This window comes from Achromobacter dolens (assembly GCF_902859745.1).
GTDB classification, from domain to species: Bacteria; Pseudomonadota; Gammaproteobacteria; order Burkholderiales; family Burkholderiaceae_B; genus Achromobacter; species Achromobacter dolens.
Window position 1 is genome coordinate 1 of record NZ_CADIJW010000006.1, and the last position, 24782, is coordinate 24782.

A 24782-nucleotide genomic window follows, 5' to 3' on the forward strand; every position below is an offset into this window, starting at 1 on the left:
TTCCCGCATGGTGTGGGCGACCTCGATGCCGGCCAGCACGCCGATGATGCCGTCGAAGCGGCCGCCGCTCATCACGGTGTCGCAGTGCGAGCCGGTGGCGATGGGCTTGCGTTGCGGGTTGCGGCCGGCGCGCGTGCCGATGAGGTTGCCGCCGGCGTCCAGGCGGGAGGCCAGGCCGGCGGCCTCGAACTCGCCGCGCAGCCACTCGCGCGCTTGCAGGAACAGCGGCGAAAAGGCGCGGCGGGTCCAGGGTTGGTCGGGCAGGGTGTAGCGCGACAGGGTCTCGACGCGCGACCACAGGCGCTCGGCATTCAATGGGGGGAAAACGGGTAAGGCGGTGGGCATGGAGATTCCAGGATTTGCATCGGCGATTATGGCATGTGGGATACGGCCGCCATGTTCGCCGCGGCGCGGACGCGCCGCGCCGCCTCGCCTTGCCTCAGGACGCGCGCCAGGCTGGCGGGCGCTTTTCCAGGAACGCGCTGACGCCTTCCCGCGCTTCATCCGACGCACGCACCGCGGCGATGCGTTCGACCGAATCGGCCACCAGCGCGTCATCCAGCGGCCGGCCGGCAAAGTCGCGCACCAGCCGCTTGCTGGCCTGCACTGCCTGCGGGCCGTTGTCGCACAGCGCGCGGCAGACGGCGTCGGCTTCGTCCTGCAGCCGCGCCAGCGGCACGACGTCATGCAGCAGCCCCATGCGATACGCGGCGGCGGCGTCGAAGCGCTCGGCGGTCAGGAAGTAGCGGTTGGCCGCGCGTTCGCCCATGGCGCGGATCACGTAGGGGTTGATGGTGGCCGGCAGCAGCCCCAGGCGCGTTTCCGACAGGCAGAACTGCGCCTGATCGGCGGCGATGGCGACGTCGCAGGCCGCCACCAGGCCCATGCCGCCCGCATAGGCGTCGCCGTTGACCGCCGCCACCACGGGTTTGGGGCAGGACCAGATGGCGCGCAGCATCCGCGCCAGGCGGTCGGCGTCGGCGCGATTGTCGGCGTCGGTCAGCGTGGCCATCCTGCGCATCCAGTTCAGGTCGCCGCCCGCGCAGAACGCCTTGCCCGCGCCGGTCAGCAGCAGCACCCGCACGGCCGGGTCGTCCGCCGCCTCGCGCACCGCCGTGGTCAGCGCCGCGATCAGCGTTTCGTCGAAGGCATTGCGCATGTCCGGGCGGTTCAGCGTCAGGCGGGCGACGGGGCCGTCGCGGTCCACCAGCAGCGGGGTCGGCGTGCTCATGCGGGTCTCCGAATTATTGATAAAGGCTCAACTAATAGCCTGAATCGATGCATTGTTTCCATAGGGTTATACGCCTAAACGACGCACTTATTTTCAGGTTATTGAGTTATCCTCAAAAAAATAATGGAGCGAGACATGAACCCATCCCCCGACGGCGCCGCCGCGGCGTCGCGCTACGCGTCGGTCTTCCGGCCGGGCCTGTTCGACGGCAAGACCGTCATGGTCACGGGCGGCGGCAGCGGCCTGGGGCGCTGCACCGCGCACGAGCTGGCTTCGCTGGGCGCGCGCCTGGCGCTGGTGGGCCGCAAGCCGGAAAAGCTGGAGGCCGCGCGCGATGAACTGGCGCGCATCTATCCCGAGGCCGCGGGCCGCATCACGCTGCACGCCTGCGACATCCGCGGCGAAACCGGCGTGCGGGGTGCGGTGGCCGACGCGCTGGCCGCGCATGGCGCCATCGACGGCCTGTTCAATTGCGCCGGGGGCCAGTTCCCCGCGCCGCTGGACCAGATCAGCTTCAACGGCTGGAACGCGGTGGTGCAGAACAACCTGCATGGCACGTTCCTGATGGCGCGCGAGGTCTATACCCAGCACATGCGCCAGCATGGCGGTGCCATCGTCAACATGCTGGCCGACATCTGGGGCGGCATGCCCGGCATGGGGCATTCCGGCGCGGCCCGCGCCGGCGTCTGGAACCTGACCGAAACGGCGGCCTGCGAATGGGCCCACGCCGGCGTGCGGGTGAACGCGGTGGCGCCGGGCTGGATCGCCTCCAGCGGCATGGACAGCTACGACGAGGACTACCGCGCGGTGTTGCGCGGGCTGGCCGCCAAGGTGCCGTTGCAGCGCTTCGGCACCGAGGCCGAGCTGGCGGCGGCGGTGGTGTTCCTGCTGTCGCCGGCGGCGGCCTTCATCAATGGCAGCGTCATCCGCGTGGATGGCGGCGTGCCCAACGCGCGCCATTCCTGGACGCTGGCGCCGGCCGCGCGCGGCGAAACCTACGACGGCTTTCCTCAGTACGCGCCGCCGTCCTTGTTCTCGGCGGACTGAAGCCGATGCAGGGCGTCTTGCACCTCGCCCCGGAATCGCGCCAGCGCCAGCGCGTCGCGGCGCGGCGGCTGCAGCGCCTGCCACAGGAAGTCGACCAGTTGGTCGGCGGTGGCCGCCACGTCGACCCGCGTTCCGCGCAGGATGGCGTCCCACAGCACGTGTTCCATCGGGCCATAGATGGCCGAGCGCAGCAGGCGCAGCGGCATGTCCTCGCGGATGTGGCCGTCGGCCTGGCCTTGCGCCAGGATGCGCATCAGCGGCGCGGTGTAGCGCCGCTGCAGGCCGGCATAGATCTCGCCGAAATCGTCGTTGCGGGCCCGGCCTTCGGACAGGATGAAGGCGCACAGTCCGGTGCCCTCGGCCAGCAGGTGGCGCAGGTGCGCATGCACCAGGTAGTGCAGTTGGGCCCGCGCGCCCTGCACGTGCGGCAGGTAGTCCTCGACCTTGGCGATGATCTCGTCGTACCAGTCGCTGATGACGCGCACGCACAGCTCGCGCTTGCCGCCGAAGTAGGTGAACACCGTGCCTTCGGACACGCCCAGCCGCTGCGCGATCTCGGTGGTGGTGGCGGCCTGGAAGCCGGCCTCGGAAAACACCTGCCGCGCGACCCGCAGGATGTCCCGTATCCGTTGCTCGGACTTCGCGCTGGCCGGCGGGCGGCGCATCGGGACGGCGGCGGTTTTTTCCATGGGGGCGGCGGGGCGATGGGAAGTGGCCAGGGCTTACTATCATAACGACCCGCGGCGCCGCGCCTCAAAGCCCCCGCCACGAATACAAAAGAACAGCGAACACAAGAACCGCGACACGGAGACCCGAGCATCATGCTGTCCAGAACCGAAACCTACGCGCAGTTGGCGTCTTCCTTCCAATGGCGCGTGCCGGCGGCCTACAACATCGGCGTGGACGCCTGCGACAAGTGGGCCGACGGCAGCGGCCGGCTGGCGCTGATCCACGAGAAAAGCGACGGCAGCCAGACGCGCTACAGCTTCGACGACATCAAGGCGCGCGCCAATCAGTTGGCCAACGCGCTGCGGCGCCAGGGCGTGCGGCGCGGCGACCGGGTGGCGGTGTACCTGCCGCAGGCGCCCGAAACCGCCGTGACCCACATCGCCGTGTACAAGCTGGGCGCGGTGGCGGTGCCGCTGTTCACCTTGTTCGGCGTCGACGCGATCCAGTACCGGCTGGCCGACAGCGGCGCCGCCGCGCTGGTCACCGACGCCGAGGGCTGCCGCCGCCTGCGCGAGATCCGCGCCACGCTGCCGGCCCTGCGGACGGTCTATTGCGTCGACGGTCCGGGCGAGGGCGGGGCGCTGCCGTTTCACGCCTCGCTCGACGCCGAATCCGCGCAGTTCGAAGCCGAACCCACCGCGGCCGACGACCCGGCCGTCATCATCTACACGTCGGGCACCACCGGCAAGCCCAAGGGCGCGCTGCACGCCCACCGCGTGCTGCTGGGCCACCTGCCGGGCGTGGAGATGTCGCACGAATTCTTTCCCGAGCACGCCACGCTGATGTGGACGCCGGCCGACTGGGCCTGGATCGGCGGCCTGCTGGACGTGCTGCTGCCGGCCTGGCACCACGGCGTGCCGGTGCTGGCGCGGCGCTTCGAGAAATTCGACGGCGCCGCGGCCTTCGACCTGATGGCGCGCCATGGCGTCACCCACACCTTCCTGCCGCCCACCGCGCTCAAGATGATGCGCGGCGTGGCCCATCCGCCCGCGCCCGGCGCGCTGGCGCTGCGTTCGGTGGCCAGCGGCGGCGAATCGCTCGGCGCCGAGCTGATCGACTGGGGCCGCCGGGTGCTGGGCGTGACCATCAACGAGTTCTACGGCCAGACTGAATGCAACATGCTGGTGTCATCGTGCTCATCCCTGTTCGAGCCGCGCATCGGCAGCATCGGCCGCGCCGCGCCCGGCCACCGGGTCGCCATCGTGGACGAGCAGGGCGCCGAAATGGCCGATGGGCAGGAAGGCAATATCGGCGTATTGCGGCCCGATCCGGTGATGTTCCTGGGCTACTGGAACAACCCGCAGGCCACCGCCGAGAAATTCGCCGGCGATTACCTTCTGACCGGCGACATGGGCGTGCGCGACGCCGACGGCTTCATCCGCTTCGTCGGCCGCAACGACGACGTCATCACCAGCGCCGGTTACCGCATCGGCCCCGGCCCCATCGAAGACTGCCTGCTCGGCCACCCCGCGGTGCGCATGGCGGCCGTGGTGGGCGTGCCCGACGCCGAGCGTACCGAGGTGGTGATGGCCTACGTGGTGCTGCACGACGGCGTGGCCGGCGACGAGGCGCTGGTCAAGGCGTTGCAAGCGCACGTGCGCACCCGGCTCGCGGCCCACGAGTACCCGCGCCGCATCCGCTTTGTAACCAGTTTGCCGACCACGGCCACCGGCAAGATCATCCGCCGCTCGCTGCGCGACGGCAGCTATGCATGAGTCCTGGCGGCGCGGCGAAAACCGGGCGACAAACCCGGTGACAAACTCGTCCGTTTGGTCGGGTTGACGGCCTGCCCGGCGCTGCAAGTATGATGGCGCAAACATGTATACGGCCCCAGTCAAACGGGGCCGTATCGCCATTAGCCTTAGTATGGAGATAACCCTGATGAATAAACCCTTGGACGGGGGCCTGGCGGCCTTGAACGTACCCGCGTACGTCAAGCATCGCGGCCTGATCGACTGGGTCGCCAGCGTCGTGGCGCTGGCCAAGCCGGACCGCGTCGAATGGTGCGATGGTTCGCAGGAAGAATACGATCGCCTGTGCGAACAGATGGTCCAGGCCGGCACCATGCGCCGCCTCAATCCGGCCAAGCGGCCCAATTCCTTCCTGGCCTGTTCCGACCCGTCGGACGTGGCGCGCGTCGAAGACCGCACCTTCATCTGCTCCGACCGTCCCGAGGACGCCGGCCCGACCAACAACTGGGCCGACCCGGCCGAAATGCGCGCCACCCTCAACGGCCTGTTCGACGGCGCCATGCGCGGCCGCACGCTGTACGTGGTGCCGTTCTCGATGGGTCCGCTAGGTTCGGACATCGCCCACATCGGCGTCGAGCTGTCAGACAGCCCGTATGTCGTGGTCAACATGCGCATCATGACGCGCATGGGCAAGCAGGTCTACGATGTGCTCGGCGCCGACGGCGACTTCGTGCCGTGCGTGCACTCGGTCGGCAAGCCGCTGGCCGCCGGCGAGGCCGACGTGGCCTGGCCCTGCAACGCCACCAAGTACATCGTTCACTTCCCCAAGAGCCGCGAGATCTGGAGCTTCGGCTCGGGCTACGGCGGCAATGCGCTGCTGGGCAAGAAGTGCTTCGCGCTGCGCATCGCCTCCACCATGGGCCGCGACCAGGGCTGGCTGGCCGAACACATGCTGATCCTGGGCGTGACCTCGCCCAAGGGCCGCAAGTACCACGTCGCCGCCGCGTTCCCGTCGGCCTGCGGCAAGACCAACTTCGCCATGCTGATCCCGCCGCAGGGCATGGACGGCTGGAAGGTCACCACCATCGGCGACGATATCGCCTGGATCAAGCCGGGCGCCGACGGCCGCCTGCACGCCATCAACCCCGAGGCCGGCTATTTCGGCGTGGCCCCGGGCACCAGCGAGCAGACCAACTTCAACGCCATGGCCACGCTCAAGGCCAACGTCATCTTCACCAACGTCGCCCTGACCGACGACGGCGACGTCTGGTGGGAAGGCATGACCGACACGCCGCCCGCGCACCTGATCGACTGGCAGGGCCAGGACTGGACGCCCGCCATTGCCCGCGAGACCGGCCGCAAGGCCGCCCACCCCAACGCGCGCTTCACCGCTCCGGCGGCGCAGTGTCCGTCGATCGACCCCGAATGGGAAAACCCGCAGGGCGTGGTGATCGACGCCTTCATCTTCGGCGGCCGCCGCTCCACCACCGTGCCGCTGGTGACCGAGGCGCGCAACTGGGTCGAAGGCGTCTACATGGCCGCCACCATGGGCTCGGAAACCACCGCCGCCGCCGTCGGCCAGCAGGGCGTGGTGCGGCGCGATCCGTTCGCCATGCTGCCGTTCTGCGGCTACAACATGAGCGACTACTTCACGCACTGGCTCAAGCTCGGCAAGCAGCTCGAAGCCGCCGGCGCCACGCTGCCGCGCATCTACTGCGTCAACTGGTTCCGCAAGGGTCCGGACGGCAAGTTCGTCTGGCCCGGCTTCGGCGAGAACATGCGCGTGCTGCGCTGGATGCTGGGCCGCATCGACGGCCAGGCCGGCGGCGTCGACCAGGTGTTCGGCATCTCGCCCAGCTACCAGGACATCGACTGGACCGGCCTGGAATTCAGCCCCGACAAGTTTGAACAGGTCATGTCGGTCGACGACGGCGCCTGGCGCGACGAACTGGCGCTGCACGACGAGCTGTTCGGCCAACTGGCCCAGGGCCTGCCCGAGGACCTGCCCGCCGCCAAGGCCCGGATCGAAGGCCGTCTGGCCGCCTGAGCCTGCCGCGCCGCGGGCGGCCACGCCTAAGCCGGCCGCACCTCAGCCGGCCGCGCCCGACCCCAAACCCGCGCAGGGTGACGTGCGCGGGTTTTTTACGGCACAATCGTTCCATGCACCTCGACGCCGAAGACCTCGCCAAGATCACCGAACTGACCCTGGCCCACTACGAAGAAAGCGCCCAGTCCTTCGAGGCCGGCACGCGCGACCACGACGTCAGCCAGAACATCGCCGCGCTGCTGCGCCATATCGACGGCGAGCCGCCCTACGACATCCTCGACCTCGGCTGCGGCCCCGGCCGCGACCTCAAGACCTTCGCCGCCCTTGGCCACCGCCCCGTCGGCCTGGACGGCACCCCCAGCTTCGTCGCCATGGCCCGCGCCGCCAGCGGCCGCGAAGTCTGGCACCAGGACTTCCTGCGCCTGCAACTGCCCGCGGCCCGCTTCGACGGCATCTTCGCCAACGCCGTCCTGTTCCACGTCCCCACCCAGGAACTGCCCCGCGTCCTGCGCGACCTGCGCGCCACCCTCAAACCCGGCGGCGTCCTCTTCAGCTCCAACCCCCGCGGCGGCAACCAGGAAGGCTGGAACCGCGGCCGCTACGGCGCCTACCACGACCTGGCCGGCTGGCGCACCCTGCTGCAAGCCGCGGGCTTCGAAGAGCTCGAACACTACTACCGCCCCGACGGCCTCCCTCGCGAACAACAACCCTGGCTCGCCAGTGTATGGAGAAGGGCGGACTGACCGCACGACGCGATACACGCGTCACCTTCCGCTCCCCGCATCGGTGAAATGGCCAACCTCTCTCTATCTCCCAGCAAGTTGCGGAAGATGGATATGCATCGATCACCGGCGCGCAGCGCATTCGCCACCCCCTCAAACGCCTGGACGCCAATCTTGGCCGCCCGCGCGGCCAGGATTGGCAGCCCTGAAAATTCCCTTCCCTGACCACAGGTCCTGCAGCGCGACAGACCAAGACGCACGTAGCCCCTCGGGCGGGCGCAGTCGGTGGCGGGCAACCTCGATGCGCCCGCGGGAATCTGAAGGCAGTCGCCGCAGGCGACAACGAAGATGACAACGGGGCAGTCCGGAGCGAACGCTCCGGACCGCAATCGTGGGCGCCCGCCACCGACTGCGCCCGCCCGAGGGGCAGCCTACGAAGCAGAGCCGGCCTACGAAGCCCATCACCCTGACCACCCCCTTCCCAGGCGAACAAAGCAAAGCAAAAACCGGATACCCACCGCAGCCACCGGCCATCCCCCCCTGACGGCCATCAACCCCCCCCGCAATACCCGCACTCCCCGGATACCCACCGCCAAATCCGGCTACCCCCCAGCAAGCGCCCAGCCGCAACATCCGCCTCACGATCTCAGCAATCCAGGAGGCAAGCAAATGAAGGGACTGGCCCAAAAAACCGCCATCGTCACCGGCGGCGCCACGCTGATCGGCGCCGGCGTCGTCGCCGCGCTGCGCGCCAACGGCGTGCGCGTCGCCATCTTCGACATCGACGCCGACGGCGCCGCCCGCGTCGCCGCCACCGACCCCGACGGCATCCGCGCCTGGCCGCTCGACATCACCGACGACGCGCAACTGGCCCGCGCCGTCGCCGAGGTCGCCGTCCACTTCGGCCGCATCGATTACCTGGTAAACCTCGCCGCCACCTACCTCGACGACGGCGCCGCCTCCGGCCGCGCCGACTGGCTGCGCGCCCTGGACATCAACGTCGTCAGCGCCGTCATGGCCGCCCGCGCCGTGCATCCGCACCTGGTGGCCGCCGGCGGCGGCGCCATCGTCAACTTCACCAGCATCTCGTCGCGCGTGGCGCAGACCGGCCGCTGGCTCTACCCGGTCTCCAAGGCCGCCTTGCTGCAGGTCACCCGCAGCCTGGCGATGGACTACGCCGGCGACCGCATCCGCGTCAATTCCGTGTCGCCCGGCTGGACCTGGTCGCGGGTCATGGACGAACTGACCCAGGGCGACCGCGCCAAGACCGATCGGGTCGCCGCCGACTTCCACCTGCTGGGCCGCGCCGGCGATCCGGCCGAAGTGGCCGAGGTGGTCGCCTTCCTGCTGTCGGACCACGCCAGCTTCGTCACCGGCGCCGACTACGCCGTCGACGGCGGCTACTCCGCCATGGGCCCCGAACAGGCCCGTCCCGCCATCCCGCGCCTGGCCGAATAAGGCCGGCCTCACCGCTCATCGGCCCGCCAGGATCCCGGCGGACCCGCACACCAAACAGGAGAAGCATCATGCGTCGAATCGCGATCGTCGGAGGCGGGCAGGCCGGCCTGCCGTTGGCCCTGGGCCTGCTGGACAAGGGCTACGAGGTGACCGTGGTCACCAACCGCGAGCCGGATGACATCCGCCGCGGCAAGGTCATGTCCAGCCAATGCATGTTCGATGCCTCGCTGCAGATCGAGCGCGACCTGGGCCTGAATCAGTGGGAAGCCGACTGTCCGCCGGTCGAAGGCATCGGCCTGGCCGTGCCGCACCCCGAGCGCCCCGGCCACAAGCTGATCGACTGGGCCGCGCGCCTGGACCGCCCGGCGCAGGCGGTGGACCAGCGCATCAAGATGCCGGCCTGGATGGAATTGTTCGCCGCCCGCGGCGGCCGCCTGCTGATCCAGGATGGCGGCGTGGCCGAGCTGGAGCTGCTGGCCGCCTCGCATGACCTGGTGCTGCTGGCCGCCGGCAAGGGCGACGTGGTCAGGCTGTTCGAGCGCGACACCGCGCGCTCGCGCTTCGACCAGCCGCAGCGCGCGCTGGCGTTGACGTACGTGCACGGCATGCGCCCGGCGCCGGTGTTCTCGCGGGTCGCCTTCAACCTGATTCCCGGCGTTGGCGAGTACTTCGTGTTTCCTGCGCTGACCCTGAGCGGCCCCTGCGAAATCATGGTGTTCGAAGGCGTGCCGGGCGGCCCGATGGACTGCTGGCGCGATATCAAGACGCCGCAGGACCATCTGGCCAGGAGCCTGGACATCCTGCGCACCTTCCTGCCCTGGGAGGCCGAGCGCTGCGCATCGGTCGAACTGACCGACGCCAACGGCATCCTGGCCGGCAGCTTCGCGCCCACGGTGCGCAAGCCGGTCATGACCCTGCCGTCCGGCCGCCTGGTGTTCGGCCTGGGCGACGCCGTGGTCACCAACGACCCCATCACCGGCCAGGGCTCGAACAACGCCACCAAGGCCTGCGCCGTCTACCTGGAGGCGATCCTGGCGCGCGGCGACCAGCCCTTCACCGCCGACTGGATGCGGCAGACCTTCGAGCGCTTCTGGGACTACGCCAGCGCCGTGGTCGACTGGACCAACTCGATGCTGCTGCCGCCGCCGCCGCATCTGCTGCACCTGCTGCAGGCCGCCGGCGACGCGCCCGCGCTGGCCAGCGCCATCGCCAACGGCTTCAACCATCCGCCCAACTTCTTTCCGTGGTGGACCGACGCCACCGCCTGCGAGGCCTTCATCGCCGAAAAATCCACTCGGGCGGCGGCGTGATGGCGGCCCTGGACTGGGGCAGCACCGACCTGCATCCGAAGGTCCTGCGCGGCGTGCTGGGCAGCTACCCGACCGGCGTGGCCATCGTCGCCACGCGCTGTCCGGACGGCCGCAAGGTCGGGCTAACCATCAACTCCTTCGCCTCGCTGTCGCTCGATCCGCCGCTGGTGCTGTGGAGCCTGGTGAACCGCTCGCCCAACCTGGCTGCATTCCGCGACTGCGACCACTTCACCATCAGCGTGCTGGCCCGCGGCCAGGAGGCGCTGGCGCGGCGCTTCGCCGATCCGGCGGTGCCCGACAAGTTCGAAGGCGCCGAGCTGCACGAGGTGCCCGAGGGCGTGCCCGCCATCGCCGGCGCCGTGGCCACGCTGGTCTGCGCCAACGACCAGCAGAGTCCGGCGGGCGACCACCTGCTGCTGTTCGGCCGGGTGCTGCGCGTGGCCAGCCTGGAGGCCACGCCGCTGGTGTTCCATGCGGGGCGCTTCACGGCGCTGACCCTATGATGCCCTTATCTTCCGCCTCCGACGCCCAGATCATCGTGGTGGGCAGCGGCATGAATTCGCTGGTGTGCGCCGCGCTGCTGGCGCAGCGCGGCAAATCGGTGCTGGTGCTGGAGCGCAACGACCGCCTGGGCGGCTGCATCCGCACCGAGGAACTGTTTCCCGGCTACCGCCATGACGTGCTGTCGAGCTGGTATCCGCTGTTTGTCGGCGGTCCCGCCTACGCCGCCCTCAAGCCGGCCCTGCAGGCGGCCGGCCTGGAATTCGCCCAGTGCGACTACGCCACCGGCCTGGCGCTGCCCGACGGCAGCGGCATCGCCCTGAAGCAGGACATCGCGGACAGCGCGCGGCGCCTGGACGCGTGGGCGCCCGGCGACGGCGCCGCGTTCGGCGCCATGGCGCAACGCCTGTTCGGCGAAGACGCCGCGCTGACCTTCGGCCTGCTGGGCCAGAACCCCTATGGCGCCGGCATGCTCAAGCTGCTGTTCGGCGAGTGGCGCCGGCGCGGCCTGGACGGGCTGATGGCGTTCGCCGCCGATTCGCTGGAGAGCTTTCGCCGCTGGTCGGACCGTGAATTGCAATCCGACGCGGCGCGCGCGCTGATCGCGCCCTGGGTGCTGCACACCGGCCTGGGACCGGACGACGCCTGTTCGGCGCTGATCGGCAAGCTGACCTTCGCCGCGGTGGTGGCCGGCGGCATGCCGGTGGTCAAGGGCGGCAGCCAGGGCGTGGTGGACGCCCTGGTCAAGGTCATCGAGCACCACGGCGGCCGGTTGCGGACCGGCGCCGCCGTCGAACGCATCCTGACGCATGGCGAAGGCCGCCGCCGGCGCGCCGTCGGAGTCGTGGCCGCCGGCCGCGAGTACCGCGCCGGCGAGGCCGTGGTCTGCAACGTCACGCCCGGCCAGTTGTACGGCACGCTGCTGCCCGACGCGCCCGAGCCGGTGCGGCGCCGCGCCGCCGGCTACCGCCATGGCCGCGGCGGCATGCAGATCCATTTCGCGCTCGACGCGCCGCCCGGCTGGCGCACGCCCGAACTGCGCCACGTGCCGCTGGTGCACCTGACCGAGAGCATGGAGCAGGTCTGCGCGTCGGTCACCGAGGCCAACAACGGCCTGTTGCCGGCGCGGCCCACGCTGGCCATCGGCCAGCCGGTCGCCGTCGATCCGTCGCGCGCGCCGGCCGGCGGCTGGATCCTGTGGGTGCAGATGCAGGAGCTGCCGGTGCGCGTCAAGGGCGATGCCGCCGGCCTGATCGACACGCCCGCCGACGGCCGCTGGACCGAGGCCCTGCGCGAGGCCGTCGCCGATCGCGTGCAGGCGCGGCTGGAGCCGGTCATGCCCGGCCTGGCGCAACGCATCGTCGGCCGCCGCAGCTACTCGCCGGCCGACCTGGAGGCGCTGAACTGCAACCTGGTGGGCGGCGATCCTTACGCGGGCATCTGTTCGCCCGACCAGTTCTTCTGGCTGCGCCCGTTCGCCGGCAGCCAGGGCGCGCGTGGCCACCGCACGCCGCTGCGCAACCTTTTCCACATCGGCGCCGCCACCCACCCGGGTCCCGGACTGGGCGGCGGTTCCGGCTATCTCGTCGCACAACATCTCGCGCCCCGCGGGGGCAGGAGCGGAACATGAAGAGACACCTGACACGCCGGCTGGCTTGCGCCGCGGCATTGGCGCTGGCCGGCGGCGTGGCGCAAGCCACCGAAGGCGGCGGCCTGGGCATCTATCCGGACGGCCTGGAGAACTTCATGTCGGGCGCGCTGCCGCCGCCCGGGGTGCACATGCTGGTCTACGGCGGCGGCGCGCGCTACGACAAGCTGCGCGGCAACGACGGCGAGCGCCTGCCGGTGCCGGACTTCAAGGTCGACGTCAACGTGCTGGCCCCGCGCCTGATCTGGGTCACGCCGCAGCAGGTGCTGGGCGGCCAACTGGCCTTCCATGCCATCGCGCCGCTGCTGGACGTGACCTTCAAGGCCGGCGGCCAGCGTTACCGCAGCACCGGCCTGGGCGACATGACGCTGGGCGTGGCGCTGGGCTATCACCTGTCCGAATCGCTGCACTACGTGGTCGGCCTGGACATGTACGCGCCCACCGGCGAATACGACCGCAAGGACCCGTCCAGCCTCGGCAAGAACTACTGGACCGCCCAGCCCGTGTTCGCGCTCAGCCGCATCAGCCCGGACGGCTTCAATGCCGATCTGAAGCTGATGTACGACTTCAACTTCCGCAACACCGCCACCGACACCCGCTCGGGCCAGGCCATCCACGCCGACTACGCGGTGGGTTGGGGCGTGGGCAAGGGCTGGGTGCTGGGCGTGGGCGGGCATGCCTTCCAGCAGGTCACCGACGACAACGGCCCCAACAGCGCCGCCGGCCGCGCCCGCGCCTTCGGCGTGGGGCCGTCGGTGCGCTACATGAACGACCGCGGCTGGCTGTTCACCGCCAAGTGGCAGCAGGAATTCCAGGTCAAGAACCGGCCGGAGGGCGCGCAGTTGTACGTCAAACTGGCCATTCCGTTCTAGGGCCCGCGCCCGGCTCCTTTCAGGATAGACAGGCCCTGGGGCTGCGTGCGGCGGGCCGGCCCGGCAGCGGGCCCGCCGCGGGGAAAGGGGGCGATGGCAAGGCGGGCGCCGGCCGCCCGCCGCCGCGAATGGGCTAGACTCAAGGCTCTCTTCGTTTCAAGCAGCCATCCATGATTGTCAAAGCCTTGCGTGCCGGTGTGGGTCAACTGATTGTCCTGGGCGATGCGCTGACGCGCCCGCGCCCGCGGCAACGCTCGGCCCAAGGCCAGGCCGCCGTCGACCGCGAGGCGGCCGCGCTGTCGCTCTACCAGTTCCATGCCTGCCCGTTCTGCGTCAAGACGCGGCGCGCCATCCACCGCCTGAACGTGCCCGTGGCGCTGCGCGATGCCAAAGGGGATCCCCAGGCGCGCGCCGAATTGCAGGCCGGCGGCGGCAAGGTCAAGGTGCCGTGCCTGCGCATCGAGGAAGCGGGCGGCACGCGCTGGATGTACGAGTCCAGCGACATCATCGCCTACCTTGAACAACGCTACGCGAACGTGGCCTGACGCGGCGGCTCCATGACACGCCCCGCCCGCCTGACTGTTCTCGTCCTGTGCGCGTCGGTGGCGCTGGCGGGTTGCGACTCGTCGCTGCCGCCGCCGCCCGCCGGGTCCAGGCTCACGGCGGAAACCCTGGCCACCCAGGAAACGCCGCCCGAACGCCAGTTCAAGGGCACCTTGGCGGGCAAGCCCATCCACCTGCTCATGCATGAATGCAAGGTCTACAAGGTGGAACCGGCGGAAGGCGATAACGTCGCCTGGACGCAGGTGCTTGAAGGCGATTTCTCCCTGTTGCCCACACTCTGCGTGCGCCAGGAACTGACGGCGGGCAAGGGCTTCGTGCAGGCCTTCATCGGCCGCCAGGCGTTCGGCGCCGGCGGCTGCTGCGCCGGCACCCCGGAATACCGCTCGACCGACGGGCTGACCTGGAAGCCGCGCTGAACGCCACGCTGAACGTCGCACTGAACGCCACGTTGAATGCCGAACGGAATGCCGCAATGAACGCCGTCAGCGTGAGCGGACGATCGTTTGCGATTGGCCATCCCCAGGGTTGTCTGAACGCAGGGCCTGGCCAGTCCTGACAAAGTTGCCGCTTCAGCCGTGCAGCCGCACGTGCCGCGTCAGCCGTGCCGGCGCACGCTCTGGCTGGGGCTTTCGCCGTAACGCGCCTTGTAGCCGGCGCTGAAACGTCCCAGGTGCGCAAAACCCCAGCGCAACGCCACGCCCGCGACGTTCTGGCATTCGCCTGACAGCAGTTCGGCGCGCGCCCGCTCCATGCGCAGATCGCGCAGATAGTGCATGGGGCTGATGCCCAGGAATTCCTTGAAGCCGGCATACAGGCTGCGCACGCTGACTCCCGCGATGCGCGCCAACTGCTCGGCGCTGACCGGCTCGTGCGCATGCGCCTGCAAGTAATCCTGCACGCAGCGCACGTGGCGCGGCAGCACCGCGCCGCGGCGGCCCGCGGGCGTGGCGCTGTAGTTGTGGGGCAGGGCGGACAGCAGCGTCGCCGCCACCAGTTGTTCCATCTGGTGCACGATCAGCTTGTGCTCGGCCAGGTCGGCGTGCTGCGAGGAACAGTCCAGCAGATACGCCATCAGGCAGCGCCAGGCCGGACACTCGCGCCAGCGGAACCCCAGTTGGAAGCGCAGCGGCCGATCCAGCGTACAGCCCAGGTGGCCCACCAGGGTGCGTTCCAGCAGGGAGCGGCCCACCCGCAACATGAACTGGTCGTTGTCGTCGGCCCAATGCATCGCCAAGTCGTCATCCGGGCTCACCACCGATGCCACGTCCGGGGTCGAATCCACCCGCTGCGGCCCGCTCTCGATCAGCGCGGCGCCCGACAGCGGCATCTGCACCAGGAAGAAGTCCTCCAGCGGGCCCGGCCGGATCTCGACGTTCGCGCCGTAGCGCAGCCGGTTCAGCGATACTTCGCCCAGCGGCTGGTGATGCATGCGCGCATTCAGGCGCTGCGTCGATCCGACCACGCCCAGGTGGTGCGGCCGCATCACGCGGCCCACCATGGCGCGTGCTTCGTCCAGGTCGCCCGAGGCGAACAGTTGCTGCGCGGGTGTCGCCAGGATGGTGTCGATGCGCCACCCCGCGGCGCCGGCCATGGCCCCGGCGGCCGCGCGCGGCCCGGCGGCTTGCCATGATGTCTCGGCATCGGACTGCGTCGTGTTCAGCATGGCCGGGATTCCTTGCTCAGGTCCTGATGTCCGGCGGGCAGCGGCCGCCGGTTCCCCTGGCGGCCACGTCCGTGGCGCGCCTTTATGATGGTCCTCATAGTAAAACGCCGCGCCCCGCGCGGGACTGCTGGAAAACCCGTCCCGGCGGGCATGGGGCTATCCGTTTTTGGCGCTGGCTGTCCAGGGCGTGCGGGAAAACGTCCGGCGCCGGCCGGCCGTCAACGCTCGAGGCAGATGGACACCGGTTCGGTCAGCCGGCGGGCTGGCGCGGGAACCCGCCCGCGCCAGCCCTCGAACCGCCTACTTATCGAGCCAGGGCGCTTCCTTCCAGAGCGCCTGGAATTCCGCTTCGCCGGCCGCCAGTTCCTTGGCGTACTCCGGGGGCGCCAGATAACGCAGCGGCGCGAACATGTCCCTGGCCTTGGCCTGGAACTCCGGATCGTCCACCGTGCGTTTCACGGCGGCGACGAGCTTGGCGCGCACGTCGTCGGGCAAGCCCTTGGGCGCGGCCAGTCCTCGCAGCGACGCCAGTTCGAAATCGAAGCCCTGTTCCTTGAAGGTAGGCACGTCCGGCAGCGCCGCCGAACGCGTCTTGCCCATCTGCCCCAGCATGCGCAATGGGGTGCCGCCTTTCTGGTACTGCAGCGCTTCGCCCACGTTGATGGCGCCGATCGTGATCTCGCCGCTGGCCAGCGCGCCCCGCACCTCGCCCGCGCCCTTGTAGGGGATGTGGCTGAGCTTGCTGCCGGACACGCGTTCGAAGCGCAGCATGGCCAGGTGGTCGTCGGAGCCCGTGCCGGTGGTGCCCACCGTGACCTTGCCCGGGTTCTTCTTGGCGTAGGCGGACAGGTCGGCCAGGGTCTTGATCGGGTTGTCGTTCAGCACCGAAAACGCGCCGGGATCGTCGATCAGGTTGCCCAGCAGATCGAAGCTGCGCCAGGTGAAGCTGGTCTTGCGTTCGATGGGAATCGTCAACAGGTTCGGCGTGTTGATGAAGCCGATGGTGTAGCCGTCGGGCTGGGCTCGCGCCAGCTCCGAGAAACCAATCGCGCCGCCCGCGCCGGGGCGGTTCAGCACGACGATGCGGGCATCGCCGCCCAGGTATTTCTGCAGATAGGGCGCCATCATGCGGGCCACCAGGTCGGTGCCGCCGCCCGGCCCGTAAGACACGATCAGGTTGATCGGATGTTCGGGGTAGCCGGCCGCTTGCGCGCCGCCGCTGAACAGGGCGGCGCCCGCCAGCAAGGCTGCCAGCGCGCGCAGCGTCCCGCGTTTATTGTGTTTTTGCATGGTTTGTCTCCTTGGTATGTGGCCGGGGCCTGCCTGCATCGTGCGTTGCGATGCCGGCGATGGCTCAAGCCGTGTAGTCATGCTAGATTTGCGATGCGTTCGGCCGCCAGCGGCCAGACCTCCGGATTGACGAGTTGCGGTGGGCGTTCGCCGCGCAGCATCGCAACGAGCTGCGTGGCCGATGAACGGGCGACGTTGCGCCGGGCTTCGTGGGTGACGCCGGCGGTGTGGAAGGTGGCGACGACGTTGGGCAGGCCCAGCAGCGGGGCGTCGCGTTCGGGCGGCTCCTGTTCCCAGACGTCCAGCCCGGCGCCGCGCAGATGCCCGGCGCGCAGCGCGTCGTGCAGTGCCGCTTCGTCGTGGATGCCGCCGCGCGCGGTCGAGAGGAACACCGCATCGCGTTTCATGGCCGCGAAGGCCTTGGCGCCGAACAGGCCGCGCGTGGAGGCGTCCAGGGGGCAATGCAGCGACACCACGTCGGACCGCGCCAGCAACTCGTCCAGCGACACCGGCTCGGCGCCGCGGTCGCGGATGGCGTCGGCGGACAGCAGCGGATCGTGCGCGATCACGCGCAGGCCGAAGCCGCGCGCAATGCGGGCGACGCTGGTGCCGATCTTGCCGATGCCGACCAGGCCGAGGACGAGGCCATGGATTTCATGGCCCATGAGATCCTCGCGCGTGAAGCCGGCATCGTGGCGCAGGCGCTGGTGCGATTCCACCACGCGCCGCTGCACGGCGAGCAGCAGCGCGTACGTGTGCTCGGCCACAGATTCCGCGTTGCCGCCCGCCTGGTTGACCACGGCGATGCCCGCCGCGGTGCAGGCCGCCACGTCGATGGTGTCGTAGCCCGCGCCACCGGACGAGACGCACACCAGGTCCGGACATTGCGCGATCAGGTCGGCATTGACGAACCATTGCCGCGGCAGTTCGTCCTTGGCCGCGGAAACGTGATACGCATGGGCCGACTTCAGGCCGGCCAGCGTGCGCGCATCGTCGCCCCTTGCCGGCAGCACCGACAGCGAGACGCCGGGCGCGGCGCCGATGATCTCGTCGAACACCGGATTGAGCCAGAGGTCCAGGCGGCAGAGCCGGGTGGTCTGGGTGGAAGACGCCGCGCTCACAGCACGCCCCGCGCCTTGAGCGTGGCGTCGACCCAGGCGCGGTCCAGCGCGCCGCGCGCGATGTCCTCCAGCACGCGGGCTTCCGCCGCGGCGATCGCGCGCACGCGCTCCGCGATGGCGGGGGCCTCGTCGGGACGGATGGCCAGCAATCCGTCGGCATCGCCCACCAGCAGGTCGCCGGGCAGGACCACCATGCCGTCGATCGCGATCGGCACGTTGATGGCGCCGGGGCCGTCCTTGTAGGGACCGCGATGCGCGACCCCGCGCGCATAGACGGGAAAATCGCCCGCGCCGATCGTTTCGCTGTCGCGGATGGCGCCGTCGATCACGAAGCCGGCCAGCCCGCGTCGGGCGGCCCAGCCAACCATGATCTCGCCGATGATGGCGTTGTTCATGTCGCCGCCGGCATCGACCACGATCACGTCGCCCGGCTCGGCGGAATCGATCGCCTTGTGCACCATCAGGTTGTCGCCCGGCCGCGTGCGCACGGTGTAGGCGCGGCCGAGGATGCGGCGCGAGCGATGCATCGGGCGCAGGGCCGAGGTGCCGGTCGCGCGGCTCATCGCGTCGCTGATGTTGGCCACGGCCAACGCCTGATAGGCCGCGAGCGTTTCGCGGCTGGGGCCGGCGGGGCATGCCTGCAGGGTGAATCCGAACTCCGACATGGCGCTTTGTCTCCTTGGATGTTTGTCCGGGGGGACTCTACGCCGGGCTCATGGCGGTTTAAAGCGAATAATTTGATGTCGAAAACAACGCTTTTTGGAAAGTGTTGCGTGCGGCTCGCGCCCGGGCTAGAGCATTCCGGCAGGGGCGTGAAAGTCCAGGCAGGCCTGCGCGTGCGTGCGCAGGCTTTCCAGCATGGGCCGGGTGTCGTCGCGGCGCCACTGGAAGGTATAGGCCAGGGGGCGCAAGGGCGGAAAGCGCGACAGCGGCTGCAAGTCGCCGCGCTGGATCAACACCTGGGCCCAGGCGGCAGGCAGGAAGCCCAGCCCCAGCCCTTGCCGCAGCATGGCGGCGATGCCCGGCCAGCTATTGCAGCATTGATTGCGGCCGGGCGACACGCGCTGCTCGGTCAGCCAGTCGTCGAGAATGCGGATCGCGCCCGAGCTTTGCGGCAGGGTGATGAGCGTCAGGCCCGGCAGATCGGCCGGTTCAAGCGAGGCCGCGTCGGGCACGGCCCGGGCCGATACCACCCATTCGAAATGGGCGCTGCCGATCACGCGCGAGGCGAGCGACGCTCGGGACGACGGGCCCGCGATCACCGCGAAGTCGAGCTCGCCTTCCTCCAGCCCGCGCTCGACCAGTTCGCCCACGCCCACGAAGGGCTCGACCAGCAGGTTGGGGTGGGCCTGCTGGATGACGGCGATCAGCCCGGCCATCCACGTCATGGCGGTCAGCTCTCCGGCGCCGAAGCGGCAACGGCCGGAGTAGCTGAGGTTGTTGCTGGCCTGCTGCATGAACTGGTCCGCGTTGCGCAGCAGGTCCTTGGCATGGGGCACCAGTTGCTCGCCCAGCGCGGTCAGGGCGGCGCTGCGGGCACTGCGGCTGAACAGCGCGGCGCCGATCGAGGATTCCAGCTCGCCGATCCGCTTGGACAACGACGACACCGAAATATTCAGGCGATTCGCGGCGATGGCAAAGTTCTTGCAGGTGGCGGCCCAGTAAAAGGCCTCGAGTTGCTTGAGCGTCATGGGAAGTGAAGGGTCGGGGCGACTGCAAGGCGATTGAGGGCGAGGAAAAGTGTAATAACGAACATCAATAAAGTCACTTTATTCAAACCTCGGGCCGGCCTATATTCGTTCGCCGTTACCCATGACCCTTGCGCGGCGGATGGTCCGCCGGGCCCCGCCAGGAACCCCCGCCATGCCAGACCCGCTGCGCCGCATGCTCAGCCTGCACGACTTCGAAGCCGCCGCCCGGCGGATCCTGCCCAAGCCCCTGTATGCCTATGTGTCGGGCGCGGTGGAAGACGGGCAGTCCGAGCGGAGCAACCGGCAGGCCTTCGGCGAATACGGGTTCCGCCCGAAGGTGCTGGTGGACGTGTCGCGCCGCCACACCCGCTGCACGATATTGGGCCGCGAGTATGCGGCGCCCGTCGGCGTGGCGCCCATGGGCATTGCGGCGCTGACCAGCTATCGCGGGGACGTGGCGCTCGCCCGCGCCGCGGCCGCGGCGGGCGTGCCCTGCATCATGAGCGGGTCCTCGCTGATCCGCCTGGAAACCGTGATGGCGGCGGCCCCGGGGACCTGGTTCCAGGCCTACCTGCCCGGCGACAGCGCCCAGATTGCCGCATTGATCGACCGTGTCGCCGCCGCCGGCGTGGAAACATTGGTGCTGACGGTCGACACGCCGGTGGCCGCCAACCGCGAGAACAACGTGCGGGCGGGGTTTTCCACCCCGCTGCGACCCAGCATAGGCCTGGCCTGGCAGGGCATCACGCACCCGCGTTGGCTGATCGGGACCCTGCTGCGCACGCTGGCCCGCCACGGCATGCCGCACTTCGAAAACAACTACGCCGCGCGCGGCGCGCCGATCCTGTCCAGGCATGTGCTGCGCGATTTTTCCGATCGCGGGCACCTGAACTGGCAGCACGTCGCCGCCATACGCAAGACCTGGAAGGGCCAGATGGTCCTGAAGGGCATCCTGCATCCGGACGACGCGCGCACCGCGCGCGCGCACGGCATGGACGCGGTCATTGTGTCCAACCATGGGGGGCGGCAACTGGACGGCAGCCTGGCGCCCCTGCAGGCCTTGCCCGCGATCGTGGACGCCGCGGGCGGCATGGACGTCATGCTCGACAGCGGCGTGCGACGCGGCACGGACGTGCTGAAGGTGCTGGCGCTGGGCGCGCGCTGCGTATTCGTCGGCCGGCCGTTCAACTATGCGGCCACGGTGGCGGGCGAGCGCGGCGTGGCCCATGCCATCGCGCTGATCTCCGAGGAAATCAGGCGCGACATGGGCTTGCTGGGTATCGTCGATCTGCGGGAGATCAACGAGAGCTTGTTGCAACGCTGCCGATAGCCGTGCGGACGGTGCCAGGCCACGTTGGGCGCTTTTTGTCCGACACCGCGCGCCAGTCAGATACCGTGCTGGAGGCCGTCCTTCATGCGTTCGCGCCGATCACGCATGAAGCGCGGCAGTAAGGTTCGATACCGCGCAGATCAAGTTCGAATCCCAAGCCGGGCGCTTCGGTCAGCGACAGCACGCCGTCTTTGATCCATTCCCCGTAAGTGGACGTGGCCCGAAGCGGGTTGTGGTTGACGTCCAGCTCCAGGTATCCTCCCCCTCCCGTCGCCGCGAGGACGTGAGCGGACGCAATGGCGGCGACCTGGGTTCCGAACGAATGGGGGCAGAACTGCCTGTTCGCGGCGATGGCGCGAAGTCCGACTTCGTGAGCGCCGCTGATTCCTCCCCATTTCGCCACGTCGGGTTGAATGACATCGAGCCAGGACAGGGCGGCAACGAATTCGTCGATATCGGCAAGGTTCTCACCGGCAGCAATCGGGATTCGCGTCCTGGCTTTGAGCGCCTGCCATTCGGAGGCGGGACATTCCGGGCCAAGCGGTTCCTCGATCCAGGAAAAATCGCCGTCATCCAACTGCGCCAGCGCTTGCGTGGCAGTGGCGAGATCCCACCCGCAATTTGCATCGAGCATCATCGCCTCTGTTGGCGCCAGCGCCCGCCGTTGCCGGAGCAATAGCGGGATAGACCTGGCATCGTCGAATCCGGCCTTGAACTTGAATGCGTTATATCCCGCCTGCCGCAAGACATCCAGGCGAGCGGCCGGCGTGTCCGGGGCCAGGCCGCTCGCATAGCAGCGCATGCGGGCTTGCGTGCCCCCGAGTACGCGATACAGGGGCAGACCCATTCGCCTGGCCTGGAGATCCCAGAGCGCCGTGTCCATGCCGCCAAGAATCTGCGCGACAGGCCCTCGCTCTCCCGCCAGGCGAATGATCGGCAGCGTCAGGCTGCGCAGGCGTGCGATGGCTGGCTGCACCGCCTGGAATGTTGTGCCCACCAGCGCGGGGGCGACGAACTCGCGAAGCAGATTCAGCCGGTGCAGGGCGCCGGAAGCCGGCATGCCCGACCACACTTCGCCCCAACCGAAGGATCCGGATGCGTCCTCGACCCGGATCAGAACGGCGCCGCGTTCGCTGCGTACGCCAAAGGACGACGCGATCGACTCGGCCGGCGCGACGTACGCATAGAGCGAAACGCCAGTCACGGTCGTGGTCGGCAGCGCGGAAACCATTGTGGCCGCGGTCGCCCGCGCTGATCCGATGGACTCGTCTGCATGGCGGGGGCGAAACGAAAGCTCAGACATGTCCGTACTTGGCAAGGGCGTCCGACAGGGTAAGGCCGTGGTTCAGCTCGGCGCGCAGTTGCAGTTCCTGGGCGGTGAGCCGTTCCGCCTCGGCGAGCACGTCGTTGACATGCCGCGCGGGAATAACGATCGCGCCGTCGGCGTCGGCAAGAATGAAGTCGCCCGGGCTGACGGAGACGAGCGCGCTGGTGGCTCCCGCCAGGTAGACGGTCTCGCGAAACCCGGTAACGCGCCAGCGGCCGATGGATTGCGTCGGCGTCCGGTATTTGGCGAAGATGGGAAAGTTCATCTTGTGCAGCCAATGAATATCGCGGATTCCCCCGTCGATCAAAGCCCCCACGGCTCCCCGCTCCCGCATGCCAAGGGCGATCAGTTCGCCGAAGTAGCAGACGCCTTTGCCATCGCCGCTCCAGACGGTCACTTCATCCTCGGACACCTGTTGGCAGGCCTGCATCTTCTGTTCGTCGCCGCCGAGCGGGCCGGGGACCATCTGGCCGCGGATGGTATACGCCCAGCCCGCCAGCTTGTCCGTGCCGGTGAATTGCCTGAACTCTGGCGCAAGACTCTGGTCCATCAGGCCCATGGTGTCCATGACGTCCGCCACATTGGCGGTGTCAACCTTCAAGAATCGCGCGCGGATCTCGCGTCGGCTTTGTGCATCAATAGTCATGTCTTCTCTCGTTCAAATGGCGGGAATCAGCCCGCCGTCCACGCGCAGCGACGTCCCCGTGATGTAGGACGCACATTGGCTTGCAAGAAACGCCACGGCGTTGGCGTACTCGGCGGGCTCCCCGTAGCGGCCAGCCGGAATGGTCGATGTGCTGCTGGCGGCGACCATCTCCTGCGTCAGCCCGGCCGCTTTGGCGCGAGACTGATCGAGCGCGGCAATTCGCTGGGTGGCGATGCGCCCGGGAATCACCACGTTGACGGTCACCCCGTCTTTCGCCACTTCCTGCGCCAGCGATTTCGACCAGCCCACCAAGGCGAGCCGCAAGGCATTGGAAGCCGCAAGACCCGGTATCGGAGTGACGACTCCCGAGGAGGTTGACGTGATCACCCGTCCCCAGCGCCGCGCCTGCATATCCGGCACAAGCAGCCGGGTCAGCGTCATCAACGACAGCACCATCGAATCGAAGTAGCGATGCCATTGCTGTTCGGTGATGTCGTGGGTCATGCCAGGCGCGGGGCCGCCCGAATTGTTCACCAGGATATCGATCGGCCCATTCTCCTGTTTCACCAGCATCACTTGGCGGCTGATCGACCCGACATCCGACAGATCCCAGGCGACGGGCTGCGTGATCCCGCCAAGCTCGGCAATCGCATAAGCCGCCCGCTGCGCCGAAGCAAGATCCACATCGGCCAGAATCACGCGGCACCCCTCTTGCGCGAGCGCTTTGGCAATGGCGCTACCCAGCCCACCCCCAGCGCCCATCACCAGGGCGGTCCTGCCATCAATTCCCAAATCCATCACTTGTTCTCCTGCTGTAGTTCCGGGGCGGCTGCCACCACCTTCTTCGACATTTCAAGATCGGACAGCCAGATCGCCTGGAATCGCGTGGCGGAGGGCTCGCCTGGCAGGAGCGCGGATGCCGCCATCTGCTGCACGACCGCCGCGTCCTGAAAGACTCGGTCGATCGAATCCGATATCCGTTGAATCCGGTCCGCTGGCACGTCCTTCGGCGCGAAGATTCCTGCCCATGTCGTCACCACAAAGCCCGGCAATCCGCTTTCGCCCACCGTCGGGATTGACGGCGCCAACGCGAAGCGCTCCGGGCCCGTCATGGCGATACGTCGCGCCTTTCCAGAAGACACCACGGGTTCGGTGGATGGAACCGTCTCAAAAAGGAGGTCCGCCTCGCCAGACGCGACGCCCAGGGACGCGGCCGGGCTGCCATTGAAGGGCACCGCGTAGATATCGACACCGGCCATCTGCTTGAAAAGCTCAAGCGATACGTGCGAGGCGCTGCCCACCGCGGCAAACGCGCCGACCAGCTTTCCAGGCCGGTTTTTGGCTGCGGCGATGATGTCGGACACGGACTCCAGCCCCGATCCCGCGCGCGTTATCAGGCTGAAGTCTGTCTTGTATATCTGGCTGACGGCGGCGAAATCGGCGGGGAGTGATCCCGCCTGTTTGGGGTGGATGTAGGGAGAGATCGCCATGGTGCTCGATGGCGCGAGCAGCAGCGTGTAGCCGTCGTGGGCACTGCGGAGCACCTCGCGGGCTGCGAGCAGTCCATTGACGCCGGGACGGTTTTCAACGATCACGGCCTGTTTCAGATCGGCCGACAGGCGCGCAGCCACGAGCCGCCCGCCCACATCGGGGGTCGAACCGGGCGGGGTCGCAACAACAATACGAATGGGCTTTGCCGGATAGGTTTCCCCCTGTGCAAACGACACCGACGCGGAAAACGTGCAAATTACGGACAAAGCGATGGGAGCAAAGCGCATGTATGGCTCCATATGAGCGGACAGCAACTCTCGGACGGCAACTCTTCAAGGGTCGCGGTAACTTTCATGAATACTGGCTTGGATGTTGCTTCGCACCAAGCCGTCGATCCAGTGCG

The 24782-nt window shown here is 68.8% G+C and carries 23 protein-coding genes and 1 pseudogene; 12 read left to right on the forward strand and 12 right to left on the reverse strand.

What is annotated here, in order from left to right; translation table 11 throughout:
* A pseudogene (locus HV783_RS07060) lies at window positions 1–345 on the reverse strand (Zn-dependent hydrolase); the annotation flags it as partial.
* A 94-nt stretch (window positions 346–439) separates the two neighbouring features.
* Window positions 440–1231, reverse strand: coding sequence for an enoyl-CoA hydratase/isomerase family protein (locus tag HV783_RS07065; protein WP_175188869.1), 792 nt, complete (start codon window positions 1229–1231; stop codon window positions 440–442).
* Between the two features lie 135 nt (window positions 1232–1366).
* On the opposite strand from HV783_RS07065, the gene HV783_RS07070 reads away from it, so the two are divergent.
* Window positions 1367–2278, forward strand: coding sequence for an SDR family oxidoreductase (locus HV783_RS07070; protein ID WP_054503991.1), 912 nt, complete (start codon window positions 1367–1369; stop codon window positions 2276–2278).
* On the opposite strand, the gene HV783_RS07075 is transcribed toward HV783_RS07070, so the two are convergent.
* Window positions 2242–2967, reverse strand: coding sequence for a TetR/AcrR family transcriptional regulator (locus HV783_RS07075; RefSeq protein ID WP_175167703.1), 726 nt, complete (start codon window positions 2965–2967; stop codon window positions 2242–2244). The genes HV783_RS07070 and HV783_RS07075 overlap by 37 nt on opposite strands.
* Window positions 2968–3099: 132 nt before the next feature.
* Between HV783_RS07075 and HV783_RS07080 the strand changes: the two genes are divergently transcribed.
* The 10 genes from HV783_RS07080 (at window position 3100) to HV783_RS07125 (ending at window position 14236) form a co-directional block, all read left to right on the forward strand.
* The gene (locus tag HV783_RS07080; protein ID WP_175188870.1) at window positions 3100–4722 is read left to right on the forward strand and encodes an acyl-CoA synthetase; all 1623 of its coding nucleotides are present in this window, start codon (window positions 3100–3102) and stop codon (window positions 4720–4722) included.
* 166 nt (window positions 4723–4888) lie between these two features.
* Entirely contained in the window at window positions 4889–6745 is a 1857-nt protein-coding gene (locus HV783_RS07085) for a phosphoenolpyruvate carboxykinase (GTP) (protein ID WP_054503993.1), read from the forward strand.
* Between the two features lie 113 nt (window positions 6746–6858).
* Complete coding sequence (locus HV783_RS07090; RefSeq protein WP_116792112.1) at window positions 6859–7488, forward strand: class I SAM-dependent DNA methyltransferase; 630 nt, start codon at window positions 6859–6861, stop codon at window positions 7486–7488.
* 648 nt (window positions 7489–8136) lie between these two features.
* Window positions 8137–8925, forward strand: coding sequence for an SDR family oxidoreductase (locus tag HV783_RS07095; protein WP_175188871.1), 789 nt, complete (start codon window positions 8137–8139; stop codon window positions 8923–8925).
* 68 nt (window positions 8926–8993) lie between these two features.
* Window positions 8994–10235 (forward strand): styrene monooxygenase/indole monooxygenase family protein, encoded by a 1242-nt coding sequence (locus HV783_RS07100; protein ID WP_175142975.1) that lies wholly within the window; start codon window positions 8994–8996, stop codon window positions 10233–10235.
* Window positions 10235–10738: a flavin reductase family protein gene (locus HV783_RS07105; protein ID WP_054503997.1), complete on the forward strand. Its 504-nt coding sequence runs from the start codon at window positions 10235–10237 to the stop codon at window positions 10736–10738. The genes HV783_RS07100 and HV783_RS07105 overlap by 1 nt, the downstream gene beginning before the upstream one ends.
* Entirely contained in the window at window positions 10738–12366 is a 1629-nt protein-coding gene (locus tag HV783_RS07110) for a phytoene desaturase family protein (RefSeq protein WP_175188930.1), read from the forward strand. Before HV783_RS07105 ends, HV783_RS07110 begins: the two co-directional genes overlap by 1 nt.
* A complete protein-coding gene (locus tag HV783_RS07115) occupies window positions 12363–13256 on the forward strand; it encodes a SphA family protein (RefSeq protein WP_144655159.1) in 894 nt (297 codons plus the stop codon). The genes HV783_RS07110 and HV783_RS07115 overlap by 4 nt, the downstream gene beginning before the upstream one ends.
* A 170-nt stretch (window positions 13257–13426) precedes the next feature.
* Entirely contained in the window at window positions 13427–13801 is a 375-nt protein-coding gene (locus HV783_RS07120; RefSeq protein ID WP_049074789.1) for a glutaredoxin family protein, read from the forward strand.
* Between the two features lie 12 nt (window positions 13802–13813).
* On the forward strand, window positions 13814–14236 hold the full coding sequence (locus HV783_RS07125; protein WP_175168078.1) for a hypothetical protein: 423 nt from the start codon (window positions 13814–13816) through the stop codon (window positions 14234–14236).
* Window positions 14237–14415: 179 nt separating this feature from the next.
* Here the strand turns inward: HV783_RS07125 and HV783_RS07130 are convergent, their stop codons facing one another.
* The 5 genes from HV783_RS07130 to HV783_RS07150 form a co-directional block, all read right to left on the reverse strand.
* Window positions 14416–15483: an AraC family transcriptional regulator gene (locus HV783_RS07130; protein WP_175168079.1), complete on the reverse strand. Its 1068-nt coding sequence runs from the start codon at window positions 15481–15483 to the stop codon at window positions 14416–14418.
* 300 nt (window positions 15484–15783) lie between these two features.
* Window positions 15784–16773 (reverse strand): tripartite tricarboxylate transporter substrate binding protein, encoded by a 990-nt coding sequence (locus tag HV783_RS07135; RefSeq protein ID WP_054504001.1) that lies wholly within the window; start codon window positions 16771–16773, stop codon window positions 15784–15786.
* A gap of 77 nt (window positions 16774–16850) precedes the next feature.
* Window positions 16851–17894, reverse strand: coding sequence for a hydroxyacid dehydrogenase (locus HV783_RS07140; protein ID WP_175188872.1), 1044 nt, complete (start codon window positions 17892–17894; stop codon window positions 16851–16853).
* Window positions 17891–18559: an RraA family protein gene (locus HV783_RS07145; protein WP_054416106.1), complete on the reverse strand. Its 669-nt coding sequence runs from the start codon at window positions 18557–18559 to the stop codon at window positions 17891–17893. The genes HV783_RS07140 and HV783_RS07145 overlap by 4 nt, the downstream gene beginning before the upstream one ends.
* A gap of 126 nt (window positions 18560–18685) precedes the next feature.
* Window positions 18686–19585, reverse strand: coding sequence for a LysR family transcriptional regulator (locus HV783_RS07150; RefSeq protein WP_175188873.1), 900 nt, complete (start codon window positions 19583–19585; stop codon window positions 18686–18688).
* A 172-nt stretch (window positions 19586–19757) separates the two neighbouring features.
* On the opposite strand from HV783_RS07150, the gene HV783_RS07155 reads away from it, so the two are divergent.
* The gene (locus HV783_RS07155) at window positions 19758–20915 is read left to right on the forward strand and encodes an alpha-hydroxy acid oxidase (RefSeq protein ID WP_175188874.1); all 1158 of its coding nucleotides are present in this window, start codon (window positions 19758–19760) and stop codon (window positions 20913–20915) included.
* An 82-nt stretch (window positions 20916–20997) separates the two neighbouring features.
* Here HV783_RS07155 and HV783_RS07160 read toward each other — a convergent pair whose 3' ends face one another.
* The 4 genes from HV783_RS07160 to HV783_RS07175 all read right to left on the reverse strand — a co-directional run bounded on the left by HV783_RS07160 (window position 20998) and on the right by HV783_RS07175 (window position 24666).
* Window positions 20998–22146 carry a mandelate racemase/muconate lactonizing enzyme family protein gene (locus HV783_RS07160; protein ID WP_175188875.1) on the reverse strand — a complete coding sequence of 383 codons (1149 nt, stop codon included), beginning with the start codon at window positions 22144–22146 and terminating at the stop codon, window positions 20998–21000.
* A 64-nt stretch (window positions 22147–22210) separates the two neighbouring features.
* Complete coding sequence (locus HV783_RS07165; RefSeq protein ID WP_175188876.1) at window positions 22211–22888, reverse strand: RraA family protein; 678 nt, start codon at window positions 22886–22888, stop codon at window positions 22211–22213.
* 12 nt (window positions 22889–22900) lie between these two features.
* Window positions 22901–23686 carry an SDR family oxidoreductase gene (locus HV783_RS07170; RefSeq protein WP_064528055.1) on the reverse strand — a complete coding sequence of 262 codons (786 nt, stop codon included), beginning with the start codon at window positions 23684–23686 and terminating at the stop codon, window positions 22901–22903.
* On the reverse strand, window positions 23686–24666 hold the full coding sequence (locus HV783_RS07175; protein ID WP_054504007.1) for a Bug family tripartite tricarboxylate transporter substrate binding protein: 981 nt from the start codon (window positions 24664–24666) through the stop codon (window positions 23686–23688). The genes HV783_RS07170 and HV783_RS07175 overlap by 1 nt, the downstream gene beginning before the upstream one ends.
* Window positions 24667–24782 lie beyond the last annotated feature (116 nt).